This is a genomic window from Brevibacillus sp. FSL L8-0520, from assembly GCF_037963895.1.
In the GTDB taxonomy this organism is placed as follows: domain Bacteria; phylum Bacillota; class Bacilli; order Brevibacillales; family Brevibacillaceae; genus Brevibacillus; species Brevibacillus borstelensis.
Genome location: NZ_CP150171.1, coordinates 3,408,840 through 3,430,800, shown reverse-complemented (window position 1 = coordinate 3,430,800; position 21,961 = coordinate 3,408,840). Strand labels below are relative to the sequence as shown.

The 21,961-nt window shown below is 53.7% G+C and carries 17 protein-coding genes; 16 read left to right on the top strand and 1 reads right to left on the bottom strand.

What is annotated here, in order from left to right; genetic code table 11:
- Positions 1-33: 33 nt before the first annotated feature.
- The 3 genes from NSQ24_RS17080 to NSQ24_RS17070 all read left to right on the top strand — a co-directional run bounded on the left by NSQ24_RS17080 (position 34) and on the right by NSQ24_RS17070 (position 3,584).
- A complete protein-coding gene (locus NSQ24_RS17080; protein WP_003386275.1) occupies positions 34-591 on the top strand; it encodes a cupin domain-containing protein in 558 nt (185 codons plus the stop codon).
- A 116-nt stretch (positions 592-707) separates the two neighbouring features.
- Positions 708-2,330 carry a bacillithiol biosynthesis cysteine-adding enzyme BshC gene (gene bshC, locus NSQ24_RS17075; RefSeq protein ID WP_031932807.1) on the top strand — a complete coding sequence of 541 codons (1,623 nt, stop codon included), beginning with the start codon at positions 708-710 and terminating at the stop codon, positions 2,328-2,330.
- Positions 2,331-2,531: 201 nt separating this feature from the next.
- Positions 2,532-3,584: an S-layer homology domain-containing protein gene (locus NSQ24_RS17070; protein ID WP_031932808.1), complete on the top strand. Its 1,053-nt coding sequence runs from the start codon at positions 2,532-2,534 to the stop codon at positions 3,582-3,584.
- A 335-nt stretch (positions 3,585-3,919) separates the two neighbouring features.
- On the opposite strand, the gene NSQ24_RS17065 is transcribed toward NSQ24_RS17070, so the two are convergent.
- The gene (locus tag NSQ24_RS17065) at positions 3,920-5,191 is read right to left on the bottom strand and encodes an amino acid permease (RefSeq protein WP_031932809.1); all 1,272 of its coding nucleotides are present in this window, start codon (positions 5,189-5,191) and stop codon (positions 3,920-3,922) included.
- Between the two features lie 132 nt (positions 5,192-5,323).
- On the opposite strand from NSQ24_RS17065, the gene NSQ24_RS17060 reads away from it, so the two are divergent.
- The 13 genes from NSQ24_RS17060 to murB all read left to right on the top strand — a co-directional run bounded on the left by NSQ24_RS17060 (position 5,324) and on the right by murB (position 21,954).
- Positions 5,324-6,220 (top strand): LysR family transcriptional regulator, encoded by an 897-nt coding sequence (locus NSQ24_RS17060; RefSeq protein ID WP_003386270.1) that lies wholly within the window; start codon positions 5,324-5,326, stop codon positions 6,218-6,220.
- 126 nt (positions 6,221-6,346) lie between these two features.
- Positions 6,347-7,606, top strand: coding sequence for an adenosylhomocysteinase (locus NSQ24_RS17055; protein WP_003386269.1), 1,260 nt, complete (start codon positions 6,347-6,349; stop codon positions 7,604-7,606).
- A gap of 151 nt (positions 7,607-7,757) precedes the next feature.
- A complete protein-coding gene (gene mraZ, locus NSQ24_RS17050; protein ID WP_003386267.1) occupies positions 7,758-8,189 on the top strand; it encodes a division/cell wall cluster transcriptional repressor MraZ in 432 nt (143 codons plus the stop codon).
- 56 nt (positions 8,190-8,245) lie between these two features.
- Positions 8,246-9,190, top strand: a complete 945-nt coding sequence (rsmH, locus tag NSQ24_RS17045; protein WP_035979724.1) for a 16S rRNA (cytosine(1402)-N(4))-methyltransferase RsmH — start codon at positions 8,246-8,248, stop codon at positions 9,188-9,190.
- Between the two features lie 61 nt (positions 9,191-9,251).
- Positions 9,252-9,683, top strand: coding sequence for a cell division protein FtsL (gene ftsL / locus NSQ24_RS17040; RefSeq protein WP_003386265.1), 432 nt, complete (start codon positions 9,252-9,254; stop codon positions 9,681-9,683).
- A 202-nt stretch (positions 9,684-9,885) separates the two neighbouring features.
- Positions 9,886-12,666 carry a penicillin-binding transpeptidase domain-containing protein gene (locus tag NSQ24_RS17035; protein ID WP_339166277.1) on the top strand — a complete coding sequence of 927 codons (2,781 nt, stop codon included), beginning with the start codon at positions 9,886-9,888 and terminating at the stop codon, positions 12,664-12,666.
- Positions 12,667-12,734: 68 nt separating this feature from the next.
- Complete coding sequence (locus NSQ24_RS17030; RefSeq protein WP_339166275.1) at positions 12,735-14,660, top strand: stage V sporulation protein D; 1,926 nt, start codon at positions 12,735-12,737, stop codon at positions 14,658-14,660.
- 119 nt (positions 14,661-14,779) lie between these two features.
- Complete coding sequence (locus tag NSQ24_RS17025; RefSeq protein ID WP_003386260.1) at positions 14,780-16,258, top strand: UDP-N-acetylmuramoyl-L-alanyl-D-glutamate--2,6-diaminopimelate ligase; 1,479 nt, start codon at positions 14,780-14,782, stop codon at positions 16,256-16,258.
- A 43-nt stretch (positions 16,259-16,301) separates the two neighbouring features.
- Positions 16,302-17,273: a phospho-N-acetylmuramoyl-pentapeptide-transferase gene (gene mraY, locus NSQ24_RS17020; protein ID WP_003386259.1), complete on the top strand. Its 972-nt coding sequence runs from the start codon at positions 16,302-16,304 to the stop codon at positions 17,271-17,273.
- On the top strand, positions 17,270-18,634 hold the full coding sequence (gene murD, locus NSQ24_RS17015; protein WP_024984201.1) for a UDP-N-acetylmuramoyl-L-alanine--D-glutamate ligase: 1,365 nt from the start codon (positions 17,270-17,272) through the stop codon (positions 18,632-18,634). Before mraY ends, murD begins: the two co-directional genes overlap by 4 nt.
- Positions 18,635-18,707: 73 nt before the next feature.
- Complete coding sequence (gene spoVE, locus NSQ24_RS17010) at positions 18,708-19,802, top strand: stage V sporulation protein E (RefSeq protein WP_003386257.1); 1,095 nt, start codon at positions 18,708-18,710, stop codon at positions 19,800-19,802.
- Between the two features lie 38 nt (positions 19,803-19,840).
- Positions 19,841-20,938 carry an undecaprenyldiphospho-muramoylpentapeptide beta-N-acetylglucosaminyltransferase gene (murG, locus tag NSQ24_RS17005; protein ID WP_003386256.1) on the top strand — a complete coding sequence of 366 codons (1,098 nt, stop codon included), beginning with the start codon at positions 19,841-19,843 and terminating at the stop codon, positions 20,936-20,938.
- A gap of 110 nt (positions 20,939-21,048) precedes the next feature.
- Complete coding sequence (gene murB / locus NSQ24_RS17000) at positions 21,049-21,954, top strand: UDP-N-acetylmuramate dehydrogenase (protein WP_003386255.1); 906 nt, start codon at positions 21,049-21,051, stop codon at positions 21,952-21,954.
- Positions 21,955-21,961 lie beyond the last annotated feature (7 nt).

Sequence of the window (21,961 nt, the reverse complement as noted above, 5' to 3'; positions counted from 1 at the left end):
TACATATACCAATAAAGAAAGAAGGTAGGATTTATGAGGCTTCCCATCGAATCGATTGGGCATAAGATTCGAATGATTCGGAAAGAGCGTGGCTTTACCCTGGAGATTATGGCGAACAAAACAGGACTGAGCAAGGGCTTGCTCAGCCAGGTCGAACGCGGCATTTCTCAGCCTTCTCTTGATTCCCTGTGGAAAATCACGAAGGCTCTGGAGGCTTCGATCATCCATTTCTTCGAGGACATCGACCAGAAGCAGGTCCACGTTACGCGAAAGCCGAAGCGCAGACAGATGGTTTTTCCCGAGTCAACAGGGACGTACGCGTTATTGTCTGCGGGGGGAAGCTCAAAACTGGGTATGTTGGAAGTAAAGCTGCAAAAAGGCGAAATGGTAGTGGACAAATTCGTGCAAGGCGAAGGAGAAGAGTGCTTTGTCGTCACGAAGGGAACGGTTACCGTGCGATTCAACGATGAAGAGCACGTACTGGAGGCCGGCGACAGCATCACTTTCGACAGCACCAAATCACACAGTGTCGAAAATACGGGCGAGGAAGAAGCGGTTCTGATCTGGTCCGTCACTCCGCCGCAATTTTAATTGCATACAATGGCAATTACACTTTGACAACCCATTACGGCGGGTTGTCTTGTTTTTTTGGGGGAGGGGGGCATGGTATAATTTGCAGTGACATGGAGTAAGAAAGGTGAGCTTCTATGAATGTTGAATGCGTATCGCTGCCGTTGGCCAACCGGCTGGCTCATGATTACCAGCTGGGAAACGCCGACGCGCTGCGTTTTTTTACCTACCCCCCGTACCAGATGGAGTCGTACCGGAAACGGCTCGAGTGGCTTCAGAACAATGAGATTCCCCACAGAGACAAACTAGCTGATGGGCTGCTTGCCTACAATCAAGCGATCGGCAATCATCAGCGAGCGATGGAAGGGATCGAAAAGCTGCGAAAGCAGGGTACTATGGTTGTGATCGGCGGCCAGCAGGCTGGTGTCCTTACTGGCCCGCTGTACACGATTTACAAGGCTGTCCATCTGATTCAGGCTGCAAGGCAGCTTTCGGCACAGTTGAATGCAGAAGTCGTTCCTGTGTTCTGGATTGCCGGCGAGGATCACGACATCGATGAGATTGACCACACATTCTGGCTCACCGATCAAGAGACAAAGCTGCATAAGGAGAAAATCTCCCTTCCGCGTACGGGACGCCCTTCGGCCAGCAGTGTGCCGCTGGGACGTGCGGAGTACGAGGCATTCATGGAGAAGCTGTTCGCCAATTTGACAGAGACGGAGGAGACAGCGGCGATCCGCAGGTGGGTGGAAGAGGCTGCTGCATCGTCAAAAACCGTCGTCGATTGGTTTGCCCGCCTGATGGCCAGTTTGTTTGGCAAGCACGGCCTGATTCTGGTCGAATCTTCTCTCCCTTTTGTCAGAGAGCTGGAAAAGCCGGTTTTTACGCAAGTTTTGCAGCGAAATGAGGAGCTCAGCGCGCTTGTAGCCGACGCGGCTGGCCGTTTGGAGAGTGCAGGCTACCCGCTTCAGCTGGAGGTGGGGGGACAGGAGGCGAATCTCTTCCTGTATGAAGGAAAGGATCGTTTGCAGCTGCTTCGCCACGGAGATCGCTTCGTCACCCGCCGGGGAACGTATACCCGCGAGGAGATGATTGAGCTGGCCGAGACAGATCCCTGTCGATTCAGCTCCAATGTAGTCACCCGCTCGCTGATGCAGGAGCATCTCTTCCCGACCTTGGCTTTTGTGGCTGGCGCGGGGGAGATTGCTTACTGGGCGTATTTCAAGGAGGTGTTTGCCGCTTTTGGCAAGCAGCTGCCGATCGTGCTCCCGCGGGTCTCCGTCACCCTGGTTGAAGGGGCGATTGCCCGCTTGCTGAAAGATTTCGACCTGCCCATCGACAAGGCGCTGGCTTCGTTTGCCGCGTGGAAGGAGGAATGGGAAGCGAGCAGGGGAGCCCATCCCTTGACGGACCGCTTTCAGCATGTCCGGGAAGCCATGCAGGAGCTGTATCAGCCGCTCGTCAGCGAGGTTGCACTCCTGGAGCCGGGAATGGAGCAGTTGGCGGAGAAAAATGCGGCTCGTCTATTGGAACAGGTAGACTTTTTGGAGCGGCGGCTAGTTCTGGCGCTGGAGCAGCGGGAAGATATCGGGAAGCGGCGTCTGTGGAGGCTGGAAGCGGCGCTGAATCCTGCAGGAGGATTGCAGGAGAGGAAGCTGTCGATTATCCCGTTCGTAAACAAATACGGTCTGTCGCTTGTCGACCGGCTCGTGGAAGCGCCCCTCGTCCACGATGGCAGCCACCAGGTTGTCTATCTGTAAAACCGGATAACATGAGTGAAGCCGCACCGTTTGTGATCGGGTTGCGGCTTCTTTTTTTGTGCTCCCGGAAATGAAGGGTCTGACCATGCACCATGGAAAAACTTTCTTGCCGTTTTGTTGGGATTTGTCGAAACATTTCATGCATATAAACGTCATACCTTTTGAACAGGAGATTTTCTCCGAAAGGTGGTCAAACTTTTCATGCGAGGCAAGAAAATGACGACAGGCAGATGGGTGTTGACCGTTGCTCTTTCTGTTACCTGGCTGCTATCCGGTTTGGGAGCAGGGGGACAGACGGCCGAGGCCCGCATTAGCGATCTGGCAGCCAGCAGCGGTACCTTCGTGGATACCGAGCGGCATTGGGCCAAAAAAGAGATAGCAGAAGCGGTAAGCGCACGATGGGTTCAAGGATTTCCGGATGGAACGTTTCGGCCGGAGACACCTGTTTCCCAGGAGCAGTTCATGGCGCTGGTTGAGCGCATGCTGCCGCCATTTAACGGACACGAAGCGGATGATTTCGCGCAGGACCTTTACCTGAAACCCGTGAAGGGCCGCTGGTCGGAAAAAACGTATAAGCATTTGCTGCCAGCTGGCATACTGCCGAGCGGAAAGCCTGAGGAGCCGCTGACGCGCGTTGAGGCGGCAAGATTGACCTTGGCTGCGCTGGGTAAACAGTCAGAGGGAGAAAAATACCGGGGTACGACGTCCCGCTTTTTTAGTGATGTATCAGTGGACAATGAGCATCAGGTAGTGATGGTGTATCCGATCTATAAACTAGGCGTTATGGCTGGTTACCCGGACGGGACGTTCCGCCCGAATGACAAAGTCAGCAGGGCGCAGGCGGTGGTCCTCCTGAACAGGATCAGGGAAGCGCAGGAGGAGCTGTACCCGGGGAAGGTAACCGAGGCGGAGCGCCAGGCGATGACAAAAGCGGTAGACAGCTTTGTCACAACCGTTATGGACAAGGAAAAAATCCGGCGATACGACGATCTGGTCAGCTACGTACAAAAAAACAAGCTGCCCGTCAGTGAAAAGTTCCTGCAAGAGCACTTCTCGTTTATGAAATACGACGTCTATGATTTCATTCGCTTTCCGCGTTTTGACGAACTGATTTACTACGCGAAAATCAGCGAGGGCAAGTACCGGATGACCGTCCAATACTATTCCGGAGAGCTGGGCGGCAGTGTAGACAGGACGTTCTATCTCGCGTCCACGGACGGAAAGGACTTCCGGTTGATCGGAAAAGACGAGTAGCAGGGACTGCCGGAAAGGCGGAAAATTTGCTGCCCGTTTCAATAGAACGGGACGAGCGAAACGATGATGATACGGTGGCAGCAAAAACAAAGATTGATTACACGTGCTCGTTTGACGGTTGCCAGACTGTCCTGCAAACTGGGACGGAGTAAAGCCGGAGAACAAGAAAAACAGCCATTCCTGCTCAAGTTTGACAAGCAGGGAACGGCTGTTTTTTGTTTCGGAAACGGCTGTTTTTTTGTTTGGGAAATGAATCGTTTTTACTATCATCTTTTGGACTGATACCTATTCACATGCCCATTGTTTATGTCGAAGCCCGCTCCTTTGCCATCAGGTTATGAAGCTTTTCGCTGCCAGTTTTCCCATATCAGGAGAACGCCGGCAATCACCAGCGGATAAAGCGCCGACCATCCGAGAAAAGGATAAAGCCCACCGGTAACGATCAGCGATGTCCAGGCAGCGATACGTCCATACCGGCTGTTCTTCAAGAGTCGGACACCGGCAAGACAGCCCCCGATATAGGTGGCAAAAAAAGTCGCGTTGGGAAACTGGATGAGACGAGCGAGATCAATCCAGCCCATGGCAAGAACGAATAGAACCATGAAAAAACAAATCGATAAAAAGAGCAGTCCGCCGACCGGCGTCCCGTATTTGGAATGGAGACGGCCAAACCAGCGCGGGGCCGTGCCTTCCTGAGCCAAAGCATAGGCAATTCGGGAAGCGGCGCTGATATACGCATTGGCCGCAGCGACGCAGATAAACAGGGCCGTCACACTGACAATCCACCCTCCGATCGGGCCAAACGAAAGCTGAACCATCACGCTCAGAGATGCTTCCGACCGGCCTTCGCCATAGCTGTGGGTAGCAACGGTCATAAGGGCAACGGCGAAGTAAAGCAAAGCGACGATGCATGCACTCCACAGGACGCCGCGGACCGCGTTTTTCTCCGGATCGACAAACTCCTCGGAGAGGTGTGTCACCGCTTCCCAACCGATAAAGCACCAGAACAACAGGCCAGCCACTTGCACGACACTCAGCCAGCCATTCGGGGCAAATGGAGTAAAGTGACTGGCAGAAGCATGGGGCAGCGCGGCCAATACCGCGATCACCAAAATAGCCACGATCAATGAAACGACAACCGTCTGGACGCGGCTTGCGACTTTCAGGCCAAATACGTTCATGAGGACGACAGAACCAAGAATCAGTCCTGCAGCGAGATACACTTGAAGCTGGCTCCACTGCAAAAGGACAGCGACATAGTGGGACGCTGTGACAGCGACGATCGGGGCGCCAATCGGAACCGACAACAGAAAAAACCAGCCGACCATGTTTCCATAGCGGTCTCCGAAAGCCATCCTGACGTAAGTGGAGACGCCACCTGAGCTAGGGTGTCGGGCGGACAACAGCCCCATGGTGATGGCCATCGGCAGTACGAGGATGGCCATGAACAGCCAGGCGAGGACAGAGGCGGGGCCGGCCATTTCTGCCGCCATCCCGGGGATGAGCAGCACTCCCGAACCGATCACGGCACCGATATACAGGGCGACGATATGGGGAAGCGACAGCGTTTTCGCCAGTCCTGACGTGTGAGAAGTCGAGTTTTTCATGTAAATTCCTCTCCCGAAAGCTATTTATTTGCTGGTATTTGAAGTGTAGCATAGACGTTATCATCGGAGTTATCTATAATATTCGATGATGAGAATCGAAAAAAACGATTTAATAATAAAGGGGAGAGCCCGATGGATACCCGTTATTTGCAGACCTTTCGCGAAGTGGCGAAATGGCACAGCTTTACCCGAGCGGCTGAAGTGCTTGGTTATGCCCAATCCAGTGTTACGACTCAGATACAGAATCTGGAACAGGAGTTTGGCGTCACCCTGTTCGAGCGGTGGGGACGAAAAATCAGGCTGACACATGCCGGAGAAGTGCTGCTGGAATACAGCGGGCAGCTGCTCGGACTGCTTGATGAGGCGAAGGCCCAACTGAGTGAAGAGGCTCAGCTAGCCGGCACGTTGACCATCGGGACAGTGGAATCTCTCGCCGCTTTTTACTTGCCCCCCTATTTGCAGCAGTTTCGCCGCGAGCAGCCGCAGATTCGGGTGCTGCTCAATCCGGGGATCTGCTACGAGCTCCGTCAGGGTGTCAAGGAGGGCACTTACGACTTTGCGGTTGTACTCGATTGGCTGCAATCCCACCCCGACTTGGAAAGCGTAAATCTCGGAGAAGAAGAACTGGTCGTCATTGCATCTCCCGAACATCCGCTGACTTCGCGAAAACGGGTTGAAGCGAGTGACTTCAATGGCGAACAGTGGATTTTTCCCGAGGCGGGCTGCAGCTATCGGTCGATGATCGAGTCAGTCCTGCGCGACAGTGGAGCGAGCTTGGAACCCTCGCTCGAGTTTGGCAGTCTGGAAGCGATCAAGCAATGTGTGGCATACGGGCTGGGAATCGCACTTGTCCCGATGATCGCTGTGGCCGAAGAGGTGAAAAAGGGGACGATCTCGGTCTTGCCCTTTACGCATCCAGACATTCGCGTTTACCGCCAGCTCGTATACCATAAAAAGAAGTGGATGCCGCGAGCGATGCGCCACTTTTTCAATCTGTTGACCGAAGGGATGCCTGCCCGTGAGATCTAAATGGCAAAAACAAAGCGGAATAGTTGCTTTTTTGGTTATAGGGTTATGGAACGGATAGGAAAAACAAAAATCATGTGGTAAGATAAATCATAGTTTGTTTGTAGAAGAAGGAGGTTCAATCCGCTCATGAACATGGTTTCTGAAAGCATCGTAAAAGATATGGCGCTTGCGCCGAATGGCCACCTGAAAATCGACTGGGTAAAAGAACATATGCCCGTCCTCAACCGGATCCGCGAGCGCTTTGAAAAGGAAAAGCCGTTTGCAGGCCTGAAAGTAGCGATTTCGTTGCACCTGGAAGCAAAAACCGCCTACCTGGCGAAAGTGGTGCAAGCCGGCGGTGCCGAGGTAACCATCACCGGTTCCAATCCGCTTTCTACACAGGATGATGTTTGCGCAGCGCTTGTGGAAGACGGCATTCGCGTCTTTGCGAAATACAATCCTTCCCCGGAAGAGTACAAAAGCCATCTGATCAAAACGCTGGAAACGCGTCCGGACCTGATCATTGACGACGGTGGCGATCTGGTGACGATCCTGCACAGCGAGCGTCGCGATCTTCTTTCCCAAGTGCGCGGCGGTGCCGAGGAAACCACGACAGGAATCCTTCGCTTGAAAGCGCTCGACAAGGAAGGCAAGCTGGAATTCCCGATGGTTGCGGTAAACGACGCATTCTGCAAATACTTGTTTGACAACCGCTACGGTACAGGCCAATCCGTATGGGATGGCATTAACCGGACCACCAACCTGGTCGTCGCTGGAAAAACGGTAGTTGTCGTCGGCTACGGCTGGTGCGGCAAAGGCGTTGCGATGCGTGCGAAAGGTCTTGGAGCGAAAGTGATCGTCACCGAGATCGACTCTATCAAAGCGGTAGAGGCGTACATGGACGGATTCGAAGTCATGCCGATGAGCGAAGCGGCCAAGCACGGCGATTATTTCGTCACAGTGACCGGAAACCGCGATGTCATCCGCAAAGAACATTTTGAAGTCATGAAAGATGGCGCGATTCTCTCCAACGCCGGCCACTTCGATGTCGAAGTGAACAAGGTTGAGTTGGAAGCGATGTCGAAATCCAAGCGCACCGTTCGCAAAGACATTGAGGAATTTGTCTTGGCAGATGGTCGAAAAGTGTATCTCCTGGCCGAAGGACGTCTGGTCAACCTGGCTGCCGGTGACGGCCATCCGGCGGAAATCATGGATATGACCTTTGCCCTGCAAGCCGTCTCTCTCGAATACGTAAACAAAAACTACGAGTCTATCGGCAAACACGTGCTGAACGTGCCTTACGAGCTGGACGAAATGGTTGCCCGCTACAAGCTGGAGGCACTCGGCATCACAATCGACAAGCTGACAGACGAGCAAAAAGCATACTTGGACAGCTGGGTCGAATAATTTCGCGAAACGCGTCTTTTCCCGGTAAAAAAATCAACGAAAAATCCTGCTTACAAAAGCAGGATTTTTTATTTATAATAGCAAGTAGGTGACCGAGTGGGGAAAAGTGGGGGAAAGTGGAGGTCAGCGGAAGGAAAGTGGGGGACAGGCCGTGTTCATGGGTGAATACCAACATAGCATCGATGAAAAAGGCCGGTTGACGATCCCTGCCAAATTCCGTGAAGGCCTCGGGGCTTCCTTCGTCATTACCCGCGGGCTCGACCAATGTCTGTTTGTCTATCCGCCAGAAGAGTGGAAAGCATTGGAGGAGCGGCTGAAGACGCTGCCGTTCACCAAAGCGGATGCTCGCGCCTTTACGCGGTTCTTCTTTTCCGGAGCGGCGGAATGCGAGTGGGACAAGCAGGGAAGGGTAAATATACCACCTACTTTGCGCGACTACGCGGCGCTTCAAAAAGAGTGCGTCGTCATCGGTGTATCCAATCGGGTAGAGATCTGGAGCAAGGATCGTTGGGAAAATTACTTTGCGGAGTCGGAAGGATCTTTCGCCGAGATTGCGGAGAAGCTGGTGGATTTTGATTTATAGGAATCGGAGAAAATGCGGTGCGTCGGAACCATTCAGGTGCACCCGTTGAATTAGGAGTGACGGCTTTGTCCTTTCATCATGTAACTGTATTGCGAGAAGAAGCCGTTGACGGACTGAACATCCGGCCGGATGGCATTTATGTGGATTGTACGCTCGGGGGCGCCGGGCACAGCAGTCTGATCGCTTCGCGGCTTGCGCCAGGCGGACGATTGATTGCGGTTGACCAGGATGACTGGGCGCTGGATAACGCGAAGGAACGTCTTGCACCCTACATAGATCGGGTAACGCTGGTAAAAAGCAACTTCCGCCATCTGAAAGAAATTGTGGCTGAGCTGGGCCTCGATGGTGTAGACGGCGTTCTGTTTGATCTGGGCGTGTCCTCTCCGCAACTGGATGAAGGAGAGCGCGGATTCAGCTACAATGCCGACGCACCGCTTGACATGCGGATGGACCAGCAGGGAGAGCTTACCGCCTACGACATCGTCAACGAGTGGGACGAGCAGGAGCTGGCCCGAATTATTTGGGAATACGGCGAAGAAAAATTTTCCCGGCGAATTGCCCGGCAAATCGTTCAAAGGCGGCAGCAGGCCCCTGTAGAGACGACGGGGGAGCTGGTGGAAATTATTAAAGAAGCCATCCCGGCCGCAGCGCGCCGTACTGGTCCCCATCCGGCCAAGCGGACGTTCCAGGCGATCCGGATCGCTGTCAATGACGAGCTGGATGCCTTCCGGGATGCGATCGTGGATGCGATCGGCATTCTGCGTCCCGAAGGTAGAGTGAGTGTGATTACGTTCCATTCCCTCGAAGACCGGATCTGCAAGCAGGTTTATCAGGATTTTTCCAAAGGGTGCATTTGTCCCCCTTCCTTTCCTGTATGTGCCTGCGGAAACAAGGCCACGGTCAAGATCGTGACCAGAAAGCCGATCCTGCCGTCAGAAGAAGAGCTGGAGGCTAATCCTCGGGCGCGTTCAGCCAAGCTGAGGGTCGCTGAAAGGTTATAGAAAAAGAATGCGGCAAAAAATTTGAGACGCTCGCAGCCAGAGCAAAAGGAGTGAGACCGAGATGAGCTACTACTACCGGAGTAATCTCGCGGTAGAACTGGAGGATTCGCCAGGTTCCGTCACCAAGAAGAAAACGAAGCGGACTGTACGCATCAAACCGTCTATACCAACCAAGGAGAAGCTGATGTATCTGTTTTTTATCACCCTGGTTGTCATAGGTGTGGGGATGGTTGGTGTTCGTTATTCGCAAATCTCGCAGTACAACTATGAAATACAGCGCCTGAAGAAAGAGATCAGAATAAATAAGGAAAAGAACACCAGTCTTCAGCTGCAGATCGAGCAGCTCAGCAACCGCGATCGGATCATCATGGAAGCGGAGAGAATGGGAATGGTGTACAATCCGGAAGCGGCTCATCTGGTAGGTCAATCCAAAGAAGCTGCAAAAAAGGACGGGAAAGGAAGCAAAGCTGCGAGTCAAAAGAAACAGCCATAACCCAAGCACGGGACAGCAATGAGCTCTGTAGAAAATGTTACTTGCGCAAGTGAGTAACATTTTTTCATAATGTCTTCTGAATAAAAAGACTGTTCGAATGCAGATCCGCCGGCTTCGTCGAACATGATTCGACGGAAGCTTTTCTTTTGACAGTCGGTTTTTTGATATGCAATGGAATATCCTTGGTTTGGAGTGAAACAAAATGGAACTGAAACGGCGTGTGAATTTGCGCATTATCCTCCTGGCCCTGTGTGTAATCGTACTGTTTTCCTCGCTCACGGTACGTCTTTGGTGGATTCAGACGGTGGAAGCGACAGGCATTATGGAAATCGCGCAAAAGCAGTGGGATCTGGAGAAAACGCTGAAGCCAAAGCGTGGAGCCATTTTGGACAGGAATGGGGAAATTTTGGCCTATGAGGGAAAGGCGTATGATGTGAGCGCAAGGCTCAAGCCTCGCGATGACAGGGATCAGGATGTCGTGAAAGATCCTTATTATACTGCACAGGCGCTTGCGCCCATCCTGAATGCCCCTGTAAATGAGCTGTTGCGAATCCTGACCAAGCCAAATCAAGTTGTTGAGCTGGGAAGATACGGAAAAAAGATCAGCGAAAATCAAAAAGTCGGCATTGAAAACCTGCAGTACCCCCAGCTCCCAAGCGGAGAAAAAGTGAAGACCAACCAACTCCCGGGGATTATTATTACCGAAACGACACGTAGGTACTACCCGAACAATAGCTTTGCAGCGCATGTCCTCGGCTATTTGGACTTCTTTGAAGAGGAGGCCAAAATGGGGATCGAGCTCCAGTTCGACAAAGAGCTCCGGGGCGAAAAGGGAGAGATGCATGTAGTCACGGACAAGGTAGGCTACCAATTGCCGGATGGCGAACGGGAGTACAAGCCGGCCAAGGACGGCATGAACATCTACCTGACGATCGATAAGACGATCCAGGATTACGTGGAGCAAGCGCTCGACAAGGCCGAGCAGGAGTACAAGCCAAAAGGGGCGACTGTCGTGGTGGCGGACCCGCAGACCGGCGAGATTTTGGCGATGGGCAACCGGCCGCAGTTCAATCCGAATACGTACTTTACCGGGATTACCAACTTTACGAATCACGCCGTAACCACCATGTTTGAGCCGGGCTCTACATTCAAGATTATTACACTGGCGGCAGCGATCGAAGAAGGCAAATTCGATCCGAACGCATACTATCAATCCGGGACGTACAAGAAATTCAAGCCGCCCATCCGCGACCACAACCAGGGGGCGGGCTGGGGCACCATCTCCTTCCTTGAAGGGGTGCAAAGATCGAGTAACGTCGTGTTTGTCATCATGGGATACGACTACCTTGGACCTGAGCTTTTGAAAAAGTACTTTGAGAATTTCGGGATCGGCAAGCCGACAGGCATCGAGCTGCCGTACGAGAAGAAAGGGATTTTGAACAACCTGCTGAAACCGGCTTCCCAGCGCGACATTGCCGTTACCACTTTTGGGCAAGGGGTGGCCGTCACCGCGATCCAGCAGGTGGCAGCGGTAGGAGCCATCGCCAACGGCGGCGAGCTGCTCAAGCCGCACATCGTAAAAGAAATGCGCGATCCGGTGACGGGAGCAGTCGTCAAACGCAGCCAGCGGGAAGTGGTCCACCGTGTCGTAAGCGAGGCAACCGCCCAAAAGACTCGTGATGTTTTGGAAACGGTCATTACCGGAGAGCATGGTACAGGGAAATCGTACAAGATCGACGGCTACCAAGTCGCTGGTAAAACAGGGACAGCGCAAAAATACGATGACCATGGAAGAATCATGGAGGGACAGCACTATATCGTCTCCTTTATCGGATTTGCTCCAAAAGACAACCCTCGTTTGCTCGTCTACGTTGTCGTAGATGATCCAACAACGAACGAAGATTATCGTACATGGGGGACAAAATTTGTAGCGCCGATCTTCAAATCCGTCATGGAGCGCAGCCTCCAGTACCTGCAGCAAAAGCCGGATGCGGTAGGAGCCGAGAAAAATGCCCAAACGGTGACGGAGCAGGCCATTGCAAAGGCAGAGCAAGTTCGCGAGGTCAGCATGCCCAAGCTGGTCGGGATGTCTACAACAGCCGCCAAGCTCAGGGCAGAGCAGGACAACATCACGGTCAACATCATGGGAACCGGGACGAAGATTGTCAATCAATACCCGGCTCCTTATGAAAAAGTGGTGCCCGGATCGACGGTCACGCTTGTAACAGACCGAATCGAAGGTTCAAAAATGCCTGATTTCAAAGGGAAATCGCTGCGCGAAGTCATGGAGTTCGCATCGCTGATGCAGCTCAAGATCACCTCGTACGGCGCCGGCTTCGTCACGCAGCAAAATATTCCGCCAGGTACAGCGTTAAAAGGAGGAGAGCAGCTTCAGATTACTCTCCAGCCGTCATCCGGTCCGCTTTCTCCGGCACTGCAGCCTGGTCAAGGCGTGGTGCCAGGAACGGCAACAGATCCGGGCGGAGCCCAACCGGACGCAAATTCGCCTGATGGCCAGTCCGGTGCAGCGAACGCTGCTGGAGGGCAGCCTCCACCAGGCTCTTCGCAAACAACAGTGCCTGGTAACGGTACACCTCAAGGCGATAGCGGGAATACGACCGTACCTGGAGTTCCCCAGACAGGTACGACAGGGAGTGGCAATCCCGCTTCGACGACAGGGACATCTGGGACACCGGGAACGTATCCACCGGTTTATCCGCCAGGTGCCGTGCAATCGGGCACAGGTATCGCCCCGGGAACACAAGCTGTTCCGACTGGAGGCTATTCCGGCTATCAGGGCTATCAAGGCTATCCGGGGCAACCTGCCGGTGCGGGACAAATGCCGGTCGGAACAGGCCAAAGCTTGCCGCAGGGACAAGCAACCTGGCAGTATCCCTACCCAAACAATACTGTGCCGGGCACACAGCAGATTCCCGCAGGGCCGCCTGCTGCTCCGGCCGGATCGACAACCGCACAGCCATAGGTTCTAACCTGTCCCCCCTCCGAATAGGGTAGGAATGAGACAACCTGTGTCATAAGGGGGGACTCGCTGTGCGGGTATCCAATGTAACCGTGAGACGCCGCATTTTTGTCGCATTGGTTATCGGAATCGTGTTGTATACGGCTCTGATTACGAGGCTAGGCTACGTACAACTGGTCAAGGGGCCGGAGCTCCAGGAAAAGGCGTTGAAGCTGTGGAACCGCGACATCAAATACGAGCCGAAGCGAGGGCGCATTCTTGACCGCAATGGCAAGGAGCTGGTGACAAACATCAGCGTTCCTTCCGTGGTTGCGATTCCGGTTCAGATCAAAGACCCGCATGGGACGGCGAAGCAGCTGGCAGTATTGTTGGGCCAGCCGGAAGACGTCGTTTACAAGGGGATTATGAAGAAAGAGAGGATCAATCGCGTTCCAGGCGGCAGGAAAATTTCTGAAGAAAAAGCGCGGCAAATCCAGGAGTTGAACCTTCCGGGCATTGTCGTCGTAGAAGATTCCAAACGCTTCTACCCAAACGGGACGATGGCAGCCCATCTGTTTGGTTTTACGGGCATCGACAACCAGGGCTTGACCGGACTTGAGCGGATATACGACCAGTTCCTGCAAGGCAAAGAGGGATATGTATCCTATCTTGCCGATGCGACAGGACAAACGATGCCGGGCGGGTCAGAAGAATACGTAGCGCCGGTCGACGGGATGGATATGTACCTGACCATCGACAGTCAAATTCAGTCGTTTATCGAGCGGGAGCTGGATGAAGCGATGGTTGCATATCAGCCGGACGATGTACTTGCGATCGCAATGAACCCGAAGACAGGCGAGATTCTCGGCATGGGCAGCCGCCCAACCTACCATCCCGAAAAGTACAGGGATTATCCAAGCGAAATCTACAACCGGAACCTGCCGATCTGGAAAACGTACGAGCCCGGTTCCACCTTTAAGATCGTAACACTGGCCGCAGCTCTCAACGAAGGTGAGGTCAAGCTGGACGAAAGCTTCTTTGACCCCGGCTACATCATGGTCGCGGGCAAGCGTCTGCGCTGCTGGAAGCGGCAGGGGCACGGGCAGGAAACGATGCTCGAAGTCGTGGAAAATTCCTGCAACCCCGGCTTTGTCACCATGGGGCAACGCCTGCAAAAGGAAAGGCTGTTTGAGTACATCAAAAAATTTGGATTTGGCCAAAAGACGGGCATTGACCTGATTGGAGAAGAGAACGGTCTTTTGTTTAATCTGAATCGGGTAGGACCTGTTGAACTGGGTACGACCTCATTCGGGCAGGGGGTCTCGGTGACCCCGATCCAACAGATGGCTGCTGTTTCGGCGGCGATAAATGGCGGGAAGCTGATGAAACCGTTCGTCGCCAAGGAGTGGCGGGACAGTGTTACGCATGACATCGTCGGCCGGACGCTGCCAACGGAGGTTCGTCAGGTGATCACTCCCGAGACTTCTGAAAAAGTCCGCTACGCCCTGGAAAGTGTCGTGGCCAGAGGAACCGGAAAGAACGCGTACATCGAAGGCTACCGCGTCGGCGGAAAAACCGGTACGGCGCAAAAGGTGAGGGACGGCAGGTATGTAAACGGCGAGTACATCGTGTCTTTTATCGGCTTCGCCCCTGCAGACGATCCCCAGATACTCGTCTATTTCGCAGTCGACAACCCGAAGGCGCTCGCATTCGGCGGACTGATTGCCGCGCCCAGCGTGAAGAACATTTTGGAGTCGTCCCTGCAGCACTTGGGCGTACCCAAACGCAAGGACGGGATCGAAAGGGAAGTAAACAGGGCGCTTGGCGACAAGAGCTACCTGGAGGTGCCGCAGATGGTGGGGCTCTCCCTGCGCGAGGTGGCAACGACCTATGATCAGCTGCCGCTCGTTGTCGAAGGCAAGGGGTCACATGTCATCCAGCAATCGCCTGCGGCCGGAGTCAAAATCGAGGAAGGCTCAAAAATTCGTATCTACCTTGGTGACAAATCAAGCGATTAGCTATAAAATGAGTATTCGGAGCGGAGCGGAAGAGGCTTGTACACAGGTGCTCACCCTCCGCTTTTGTAGAATTTGCTTGGCTTTTGTCTATAATAGGGAAAGAATGGGGTGCCAGTTTTATGTTGCTTCGGGATCTGCTTGCTCCCTTGTTGCCAGTGCATGCTACTGGGGATGACAGCATCGAAATTACAGGAATAACAGCAGATTCACGCAAAGTAAAGCCCGGCTTTTTATTTGTCTGTTTGACTGGCTTTACCGTGGATGGACATACGTTTGCAGCGCAGGCGGTGGAAAAGGGAGCCGTGGCTGTGTTGGCTCAAAAGGATGTGGACGTGCCAGCAACCATTGTTCGGGTTCCTGATACCCGTCGGGCAATGGCGATGCTGGCTGACCGCTTTTACGGGTCCCCGACGCGTGAATTGAAGGTGATCGCGGTTACGGGTACCAATGGAAAAACGACCACGACCCATCTGATCGACAAGATTTTATCTGATCAGCAGAAGCGTACCGGTTTGATCGGCACCATTCACATGAGAATCGGCAATGTCACCGAGGAAGTAAAAAACACGACGCCGGATGCGCTGGAGCTGCAGGAAAGCTTTCGCCGCATGCGCGATATCGATACGGAGTACGCCATTATCGAAGCGTCTTCCCATGCGCTGGAGCTGGGCCGCGTCCGCGGTTGCAATGTACATACAGCCGTCTTTACCAACTTGACGCAGGATCATCTCGATTACCACAAGACCATGGAGAATTACCGCCACGCCAAGTCGCTTTTGTTCGCCCAACTGGGCAATGAATACGATCCGCAGCGGATGAAAACAGCCGTGCTGAATGCGGATGACGAGGCGTCCGGCTTTTTTGCCACCGTCACACCGGCCAGGGTCATCACGTACGGTATTGACAACCCTGCTGACATCAGAGCGGCGGACATTGAGATCAGCACAAAAGGGACGACATTTGTCGCCCATACGTTTCAAGGCTCTGTCAAACTGTCTTTGAAGCTGATGGGCAAGTTCAACGTCTACAATGCGCTGGCGGCAATGGCGGTCGGATTGGCCGAAGGAATTTCGCTAGAGGCGATCAAGTCCAGTCTCGAACAGGTGCAAGGCGTGAGTGGGCGGTTTGAGTCCGTTGATGCAGGGCAGCCTTTTGCCGTGCTCGTCGACTATTCGCACACGCCGGACAGTCTGGAAAACGCGCTTGTGACGATCAAGGAATTTGCCAAAGGAAAAGTGTTCTGCATCGTCGGCTGCGGCGGTGACCGGGATAAGACAAAGCGCCCGATTATGGCGCAAATTGCAACGAAATACGCTGATCTGACCGTCTTAACTTCAGATAACCCGAGGTCCGAGGACCCGCAGGCGATTCTCGATGACATGCTCGCCGGTCTGAAGAAAACCGCTCCACACCGTTACACTTCCATCGTGGACAGACGGGAAGCGATCGGGCATGCCGTATCCCTTGCAGTTGATGGCGATGTGATCCTGATCGCCGGAAAGGGCCATGAGACGTACCAGATCATCAAGGGCGAGGTTTTGCCTTTCGATGACCGGGAAGTGGCAAAAGAAGCTATCAGAGGGCAGAAGAACGAATAGAAGCACATATTCTTGAATAGCATCAGAGAAAGGAGGGTCGGGCATGTTCGCTGACAACGTACTCCTAGTCACGATCGTAGCCGCGTTTCTCATCGCCGTACTCATCGGTCCCTTGTTCATCCCCGTCCTGCGCCGCTTGAAATTTGGGCAGGCGATCCGGGAGGAAGGACCACAATCCCATCAGAAAAAAGCAGGGACCCCCACGATGGGGGGGACCATCATTTTGTTGGCACTCATATTCACTGTGCTTAAATTTGCCAATGCCACCATCGAAGTTCTCTTTTTGATGCTGGTCACGATTGGATACGGATTGATCGGTTTTTTGGATGACTACATCAAAATTATCAAAAAGCGCAATCTGGGACTGACTGCAAAACAAAAATTTGCCGGCCAAATCCTTTTAGCTATCGGTGCCTATTATCTTTTGCACCTGATGGGTCATGACACCTCGCTCCATTTGCCAGGCACTCCCTGGAACATTGAGCTGGGAGTATTGTACTTTCCGTTCCTTTTGTTCCTGTTGGTCGGTACCACCAATGCCGTCAATATTACAGACGGTCTCGACGGACTTTTGGCGGGGACAGGAGCGATTGCATTTGGAGCTTATGCGATCATTGCCTGGTTCAGCCAGAATTACGATACAGCCATTTTCAGCGCCTCTGTAGTCGGCGCGGTTCTCGGATTCCTCGTATTCAATGCTCATCCCGCCCGCGTGTTTATGGGCGATACCGGCTCGCTGGCGCTTGGAGGAGCGCTGGCAGGCATTGCGATCATGACCAAAACCGAACTGTTATTGGCGATCATCGGCGGCGTCTTCGTCGTTGAAACCTTGTCTGTCATCCTTCAGGTTGTTTCTTTCAAAACGAGAGGCAAGCGCATCTTCCGCATGAGTCCGCTGCACCATCACTTTGAATTGACGGGCTGGTCAGAGTGGCGCGTGGTCGTCACGTTCTGGCTGGTGGGTATTTTCTTCGCTGGATTGGGCGTCTACCTCGAGGTGGTGACTCTGCGATGAACAACTATCAAAATCAGCACGTCGTCGTTCTGGGCATGGCAAAGAGCGGTGTAGCGGTGGCCAAACTGCTGCACCGCTTTGGTGCGCATGTTGTCGTAAATGACCAAAAGCCGCGCGAGGAAGCGGCGGGCGCGGACGAGCTGGAAGCGCTCGGCATCGAGGTGATCTGCGGCGGCCATCCGGATGATTTGATTCACCCGGGAGTAGCGCTTGTGGTGAAAAATCCGGGGATTCGGTACGAGGCAGCGCCGGTAGCCAAAGCGATCGAGCTGGGCGTTCCGGTTGTGACGGAGGTTGAGCTGGCTTACCAGGTCTCCCAGGCGCCGATTATCGGAATTACGGGGTCCAACGGGAAGACCACGACAACCACTTTGGTCGGATTGATTCTGCAGGAAGCGGGGATCGACGCTCTTACAGGGGGCAATATCGGAACCGTTTTGTGCGGCCTTGCCCAAGAAGCCCGTCCGGATCAATGGCTGGTCGCCGAGTTGAGCAGCTTTCAGCTGATGGGGACGCTTTCGTTCAAACCGAAAATCGGCGTGCTGATGAACATTTATCCGGCACATCTCGATTATCATCATACGATGGACGAGTACAAGGCAGCCAAATGGAAGCTGTTTGCCAACCAGACGTCTGACGACATCGCCATTTTGCCTTACGACCAGCCGGATGCTTGGCCTGCGGATGAGGCTTTGCGAGCATCGGTTTATTACTTCAGCAAGCAACAGCCCGTTCCGCGTGGCGTCTGTGTAGACAATGGAGTCATCGTCTACGTAGACGCAGCGGGGGAGCGGGAAGAAATTTTGCCGCTGGACAGATTGTCTGTGGCTCATTTGGACAACGCGCTGGCGGCTGCATTGGTCGGCAAGCTGGCAGGCGCGGGCAGCGAAGCAATCGCCAAGGTGCTGTCTAGCTTTGCCGGAGTAGAGCACCGGATGGAATTTGTCGGGACCGTGGCAGGAGTCAAGTACTATAATGATTCCAAGGCGACGAATTCGGAGGCTGCTTCGCGAGCGCTGCAGGCTCTGTCTGAACCGACGATCTGGATTTGCGGCGGATTGGACAGAGGTGTCACTTTTCACGACCTCATTCCGGTCATGCAGAAAAATGTCAAAGCTGTGATTGCCTTCGGCGAGACGGCACCGATATTGCTGGCTCGAGCCAAAGAAGCAGGAATCAACAGGCTGATCCATGTCGATACTGTGGAAAAAGCCGTTATTGCCGCTTCCGAGGCAGCCGTGCCGGGTGACGTTGTCCTGCTGAGTCCGGCATGCGCGAGTTGGGATATGTTTCCTTCATTTGAGGTGAGGGGGAGCATGTTTAAGGACGTTGTGCATAGACTTAAAACAAGCCTAGCATAACGCCTTGTCCCTGCACTGTCTCACCAAATGACTATCATCTCGGGACGGCGTGAGAAAGGAATGACTTTGCACGATGAGCAAGGTACGCTCTGCCCCCGATTTCATGATTATTTTTGCAACACTTTTTTTATTAGGAATTGGCATCGTGATGGTGTACAGCGCAAGTGCCATCGTTGCAACAAGAGCGCCCTTCAACGATCCGTATTTTTTTGCCAAGCGTCAGTTGATCTTTGCTTTGCTCGGGATCACCTCGATGTATTTGATGATGAATATCGACTACTGGGTATGGAAGCAGTGGGCCAAGCTCGGCTTCATGATCAGCATCGGCCTTTTGATCGTCGTTCTGATCATCGGGATTGAGGTAAATGGTTCAAAAAGCTGGCTTGGTCTGGGAGCGTTCGGGATTCAACCGGGCGAGTTTGCCAAGCTGGGTGTCGTCGCCTTCCTGGCGCGCTGGCTGGCAGACAATCAAAAACAGATCGTGCTGTTTCGGACAGGTTTGGCCCCGGCACTGGCGATCCCTGTTGTCTGTTTTGGCTTGATCATGCTGCAGCCGGACCTTGGCACAGGGACTGTACTGATGGGGACGGCGGTCATGATGATTTTCGCCGCAGGAGCCAGGATCAGCCATTTTGTCGGCCTCGGCTTGATTGGTGTCGCCGGTTTTGTCGGGCTCGTGCTGTCGGCTCCTTACCGGATCAAACGGATCACATCGTTCCTCGATCCCTGGCAGGACCCGCTGGGCACAGGCTATCAAATCATTCAATCGCTTTATGCGATCGGCCCCGGCGGCTTGTTCGGCCTGGGGCTCGGACAGAGCAGACAAAAGCATTTCTATCTGCCGGAGCCTTATAATGACTTTATTTTCTCGGTCATCGCCGAGGAGCTTGGTTTCATCGGCGGGACACTGGTGCTGCTCGTATTCCTTCTGCTTCTGTGGCGAGGCATGCGCACGGCCATTACGGCGCCCGATCTGTTCGGCAGCCTGCTGGCGCTCGGGATTATCGGCATGATCGCCATTCAGGTCGTGATCAACGTCGGCGTCGTTACCGGCATGTTTCCGGTTACCGGAATCACCTTGCCTTTTCTCAGCTACGGCGGGTCATCGCTGACGCTGATGCTTACAGGGGTAGGGGTATTACTAAACATTTCGCGTTTTTCCAGATGAAGAGGGGAAAACGGCAAACTTGGGTGAAGGTGATTACTATGCGTGTTGTCCTCACGGGTGGAGGCACAGGTGGACATATTTATCCGGCGCTTGCGGTGGCGAAAGAAATTTCTCGCCAACAGCCGCAGGCTGCCTTTTTGTACATAGGCAGTAAAAAAGGCTTGGAAGCACAGCTCGTTCCACGGACGGACATTCCGTTTCAATCAGTCGAGATCGCTGGTCTGAAGCGGAAGCTGACTTTCGATAACGTAAAAACACTGTGGAAATTCATCCAGGCTGTCTCTTTATCCAAACGGATGCTGCGCGAGTTCCGGCCTGATGTTGTCATCGGCACGGGCGGGTATGTGTGCGGCCCGGTTGTCTATGCTGCGGCTCGTCTCGGGATTCCTACGGTGATTCATGAACAAAATGTCGTACCGGGTTTGACAAACAAGTTTTTGGCCCGTTATGTCGATCGCGTAGCTGTCTCGTTTGAGGAGTCGCTTTCGTTTTTTCCTGCGGGAAAAACAGTGCTGACCGGCAATCCTCGGGCCACCGAGGTGATGCATGGAGATCCGCGGGCGGGAAGAGCTTTTCTCGGTGTAGGCGAGGACAAGCGTGTGGTGCTGATTTTTGGCGGAAGCCGCGGAGCAAGAGCGATCAATGAGGCGACGTTGGCCATTGTACCGCGCATGCAGGAGTTTCCCCGCACCCATTTTGTCTACGTGACAGGTGACGTTCACTACGATTCCATTTCGGCTGCATTGAAAGAAAAAGGGGAGCAGCCCCGCAACCTTTCCGTCTATCCGTTCGTCCACAATATGCCGGACTTGCTTGCAGCCGCCCACTTGATGGTAGGCCGTGCCGGGGCATCAAGCCTGGCTGAGCTGACAGCGTTGGGCGTGCCCTCCATACTGGTTCCGAGTCCGTACGTTACCAACAACCATCAGGAAAAAAATGCGCGCGGACTGGAGAAGCAAGGAGCTTCCATCGTTATTTTGGAAAACGAGCTTAGCGGAGAGAGGCTGTTGGAATCCCTTTCTGCCATTTTGGGAAGCGAGGAGCGGTGGGCTGCGATGCAAAAGAGCTCTCGCCAGCTTGGAATGCCTGATGCCGCAACGAAAATCTATCAGGTGCTAGGGGAGCTTAAAAGGTAGAAGGGTCTTTTTTGGGCGACTGTCACGCCAATATGGGCGATCGCATAGTATGGAGCAAACACGTGATAAGGCCTAGGTCCGACCTAGCATGTGTATCAGGAGGTTCACAAATGAAGCAGATCATAGATGAATTGAGGCAGGCGGATATTGGAAAAGTGTGGACCGATGAACCTCTCGCCAATCATACCACTTGGCGGATTGGGGGTCCTGCTGATTTGTTAATCCAGCCCAAGGATAAGTCAGCGTTGTTGACAGCCTTGAAAATCATCCATCGTCATGATATTCCTTGGAGTGTAATCGGGCGCGGCTCCAACCTTCTGGTGAGGGACGGAGGGATACGCGGAGCCGTGCTCAAGGTGGCTGAGGGCTTGAGTCACTGCGAATTCAGGGGCGAAGAGGTGTGTGTGGGTGCCGGATATTCCATGATCCGCCTGGCGGTGGAGGCAGGCAAAAAGGGATTAACAGGTATGGAGTTTGCGGGAGGCATTCCTGGTACAGTAGGCGGGGCCGTCTACATGAATGCGGGGGCGCACGGATCGGATTTGTCACGTATTATCAAAGAAGCCGAAATCCTCTTTGATGATGGTGAAGTCAAAGTGTTGAACAACGAAGAACTGAGCTTCAGCTATCGGACGTCCCTTTTGCAAAAGCGCAAGGGAGTTGTTTTGGAAGCCCGCTTTGGGCTGCGCCAGGGCGACCGCCGAGAAATAGCTGCTACACTGGCAGCCAACAAGGAGCGGCGCCGCATCACGCAGCCGTTGCAAATGCCTTGTGCCGGAAGTGTTTTTCGCAATCCGCCTGGAGACCACGCCGGCCGTCTGATCGAGGCTGCAGGCCTGAAAGGATTTCATTACGGGGGAGCTCAGGTTTCCGAGATTCACGCCAATTTTATCGTCAATCGGGGAGGCGCTACGGCTACCGACGTCCTCACCTTGATTACGCACATCCGCTGCACGATCAAAGAAAAGTTTGGCGTTGATTTGCATCCGGAGGTGTTGGTGGTGGGCGAGGGGTAACACGGAG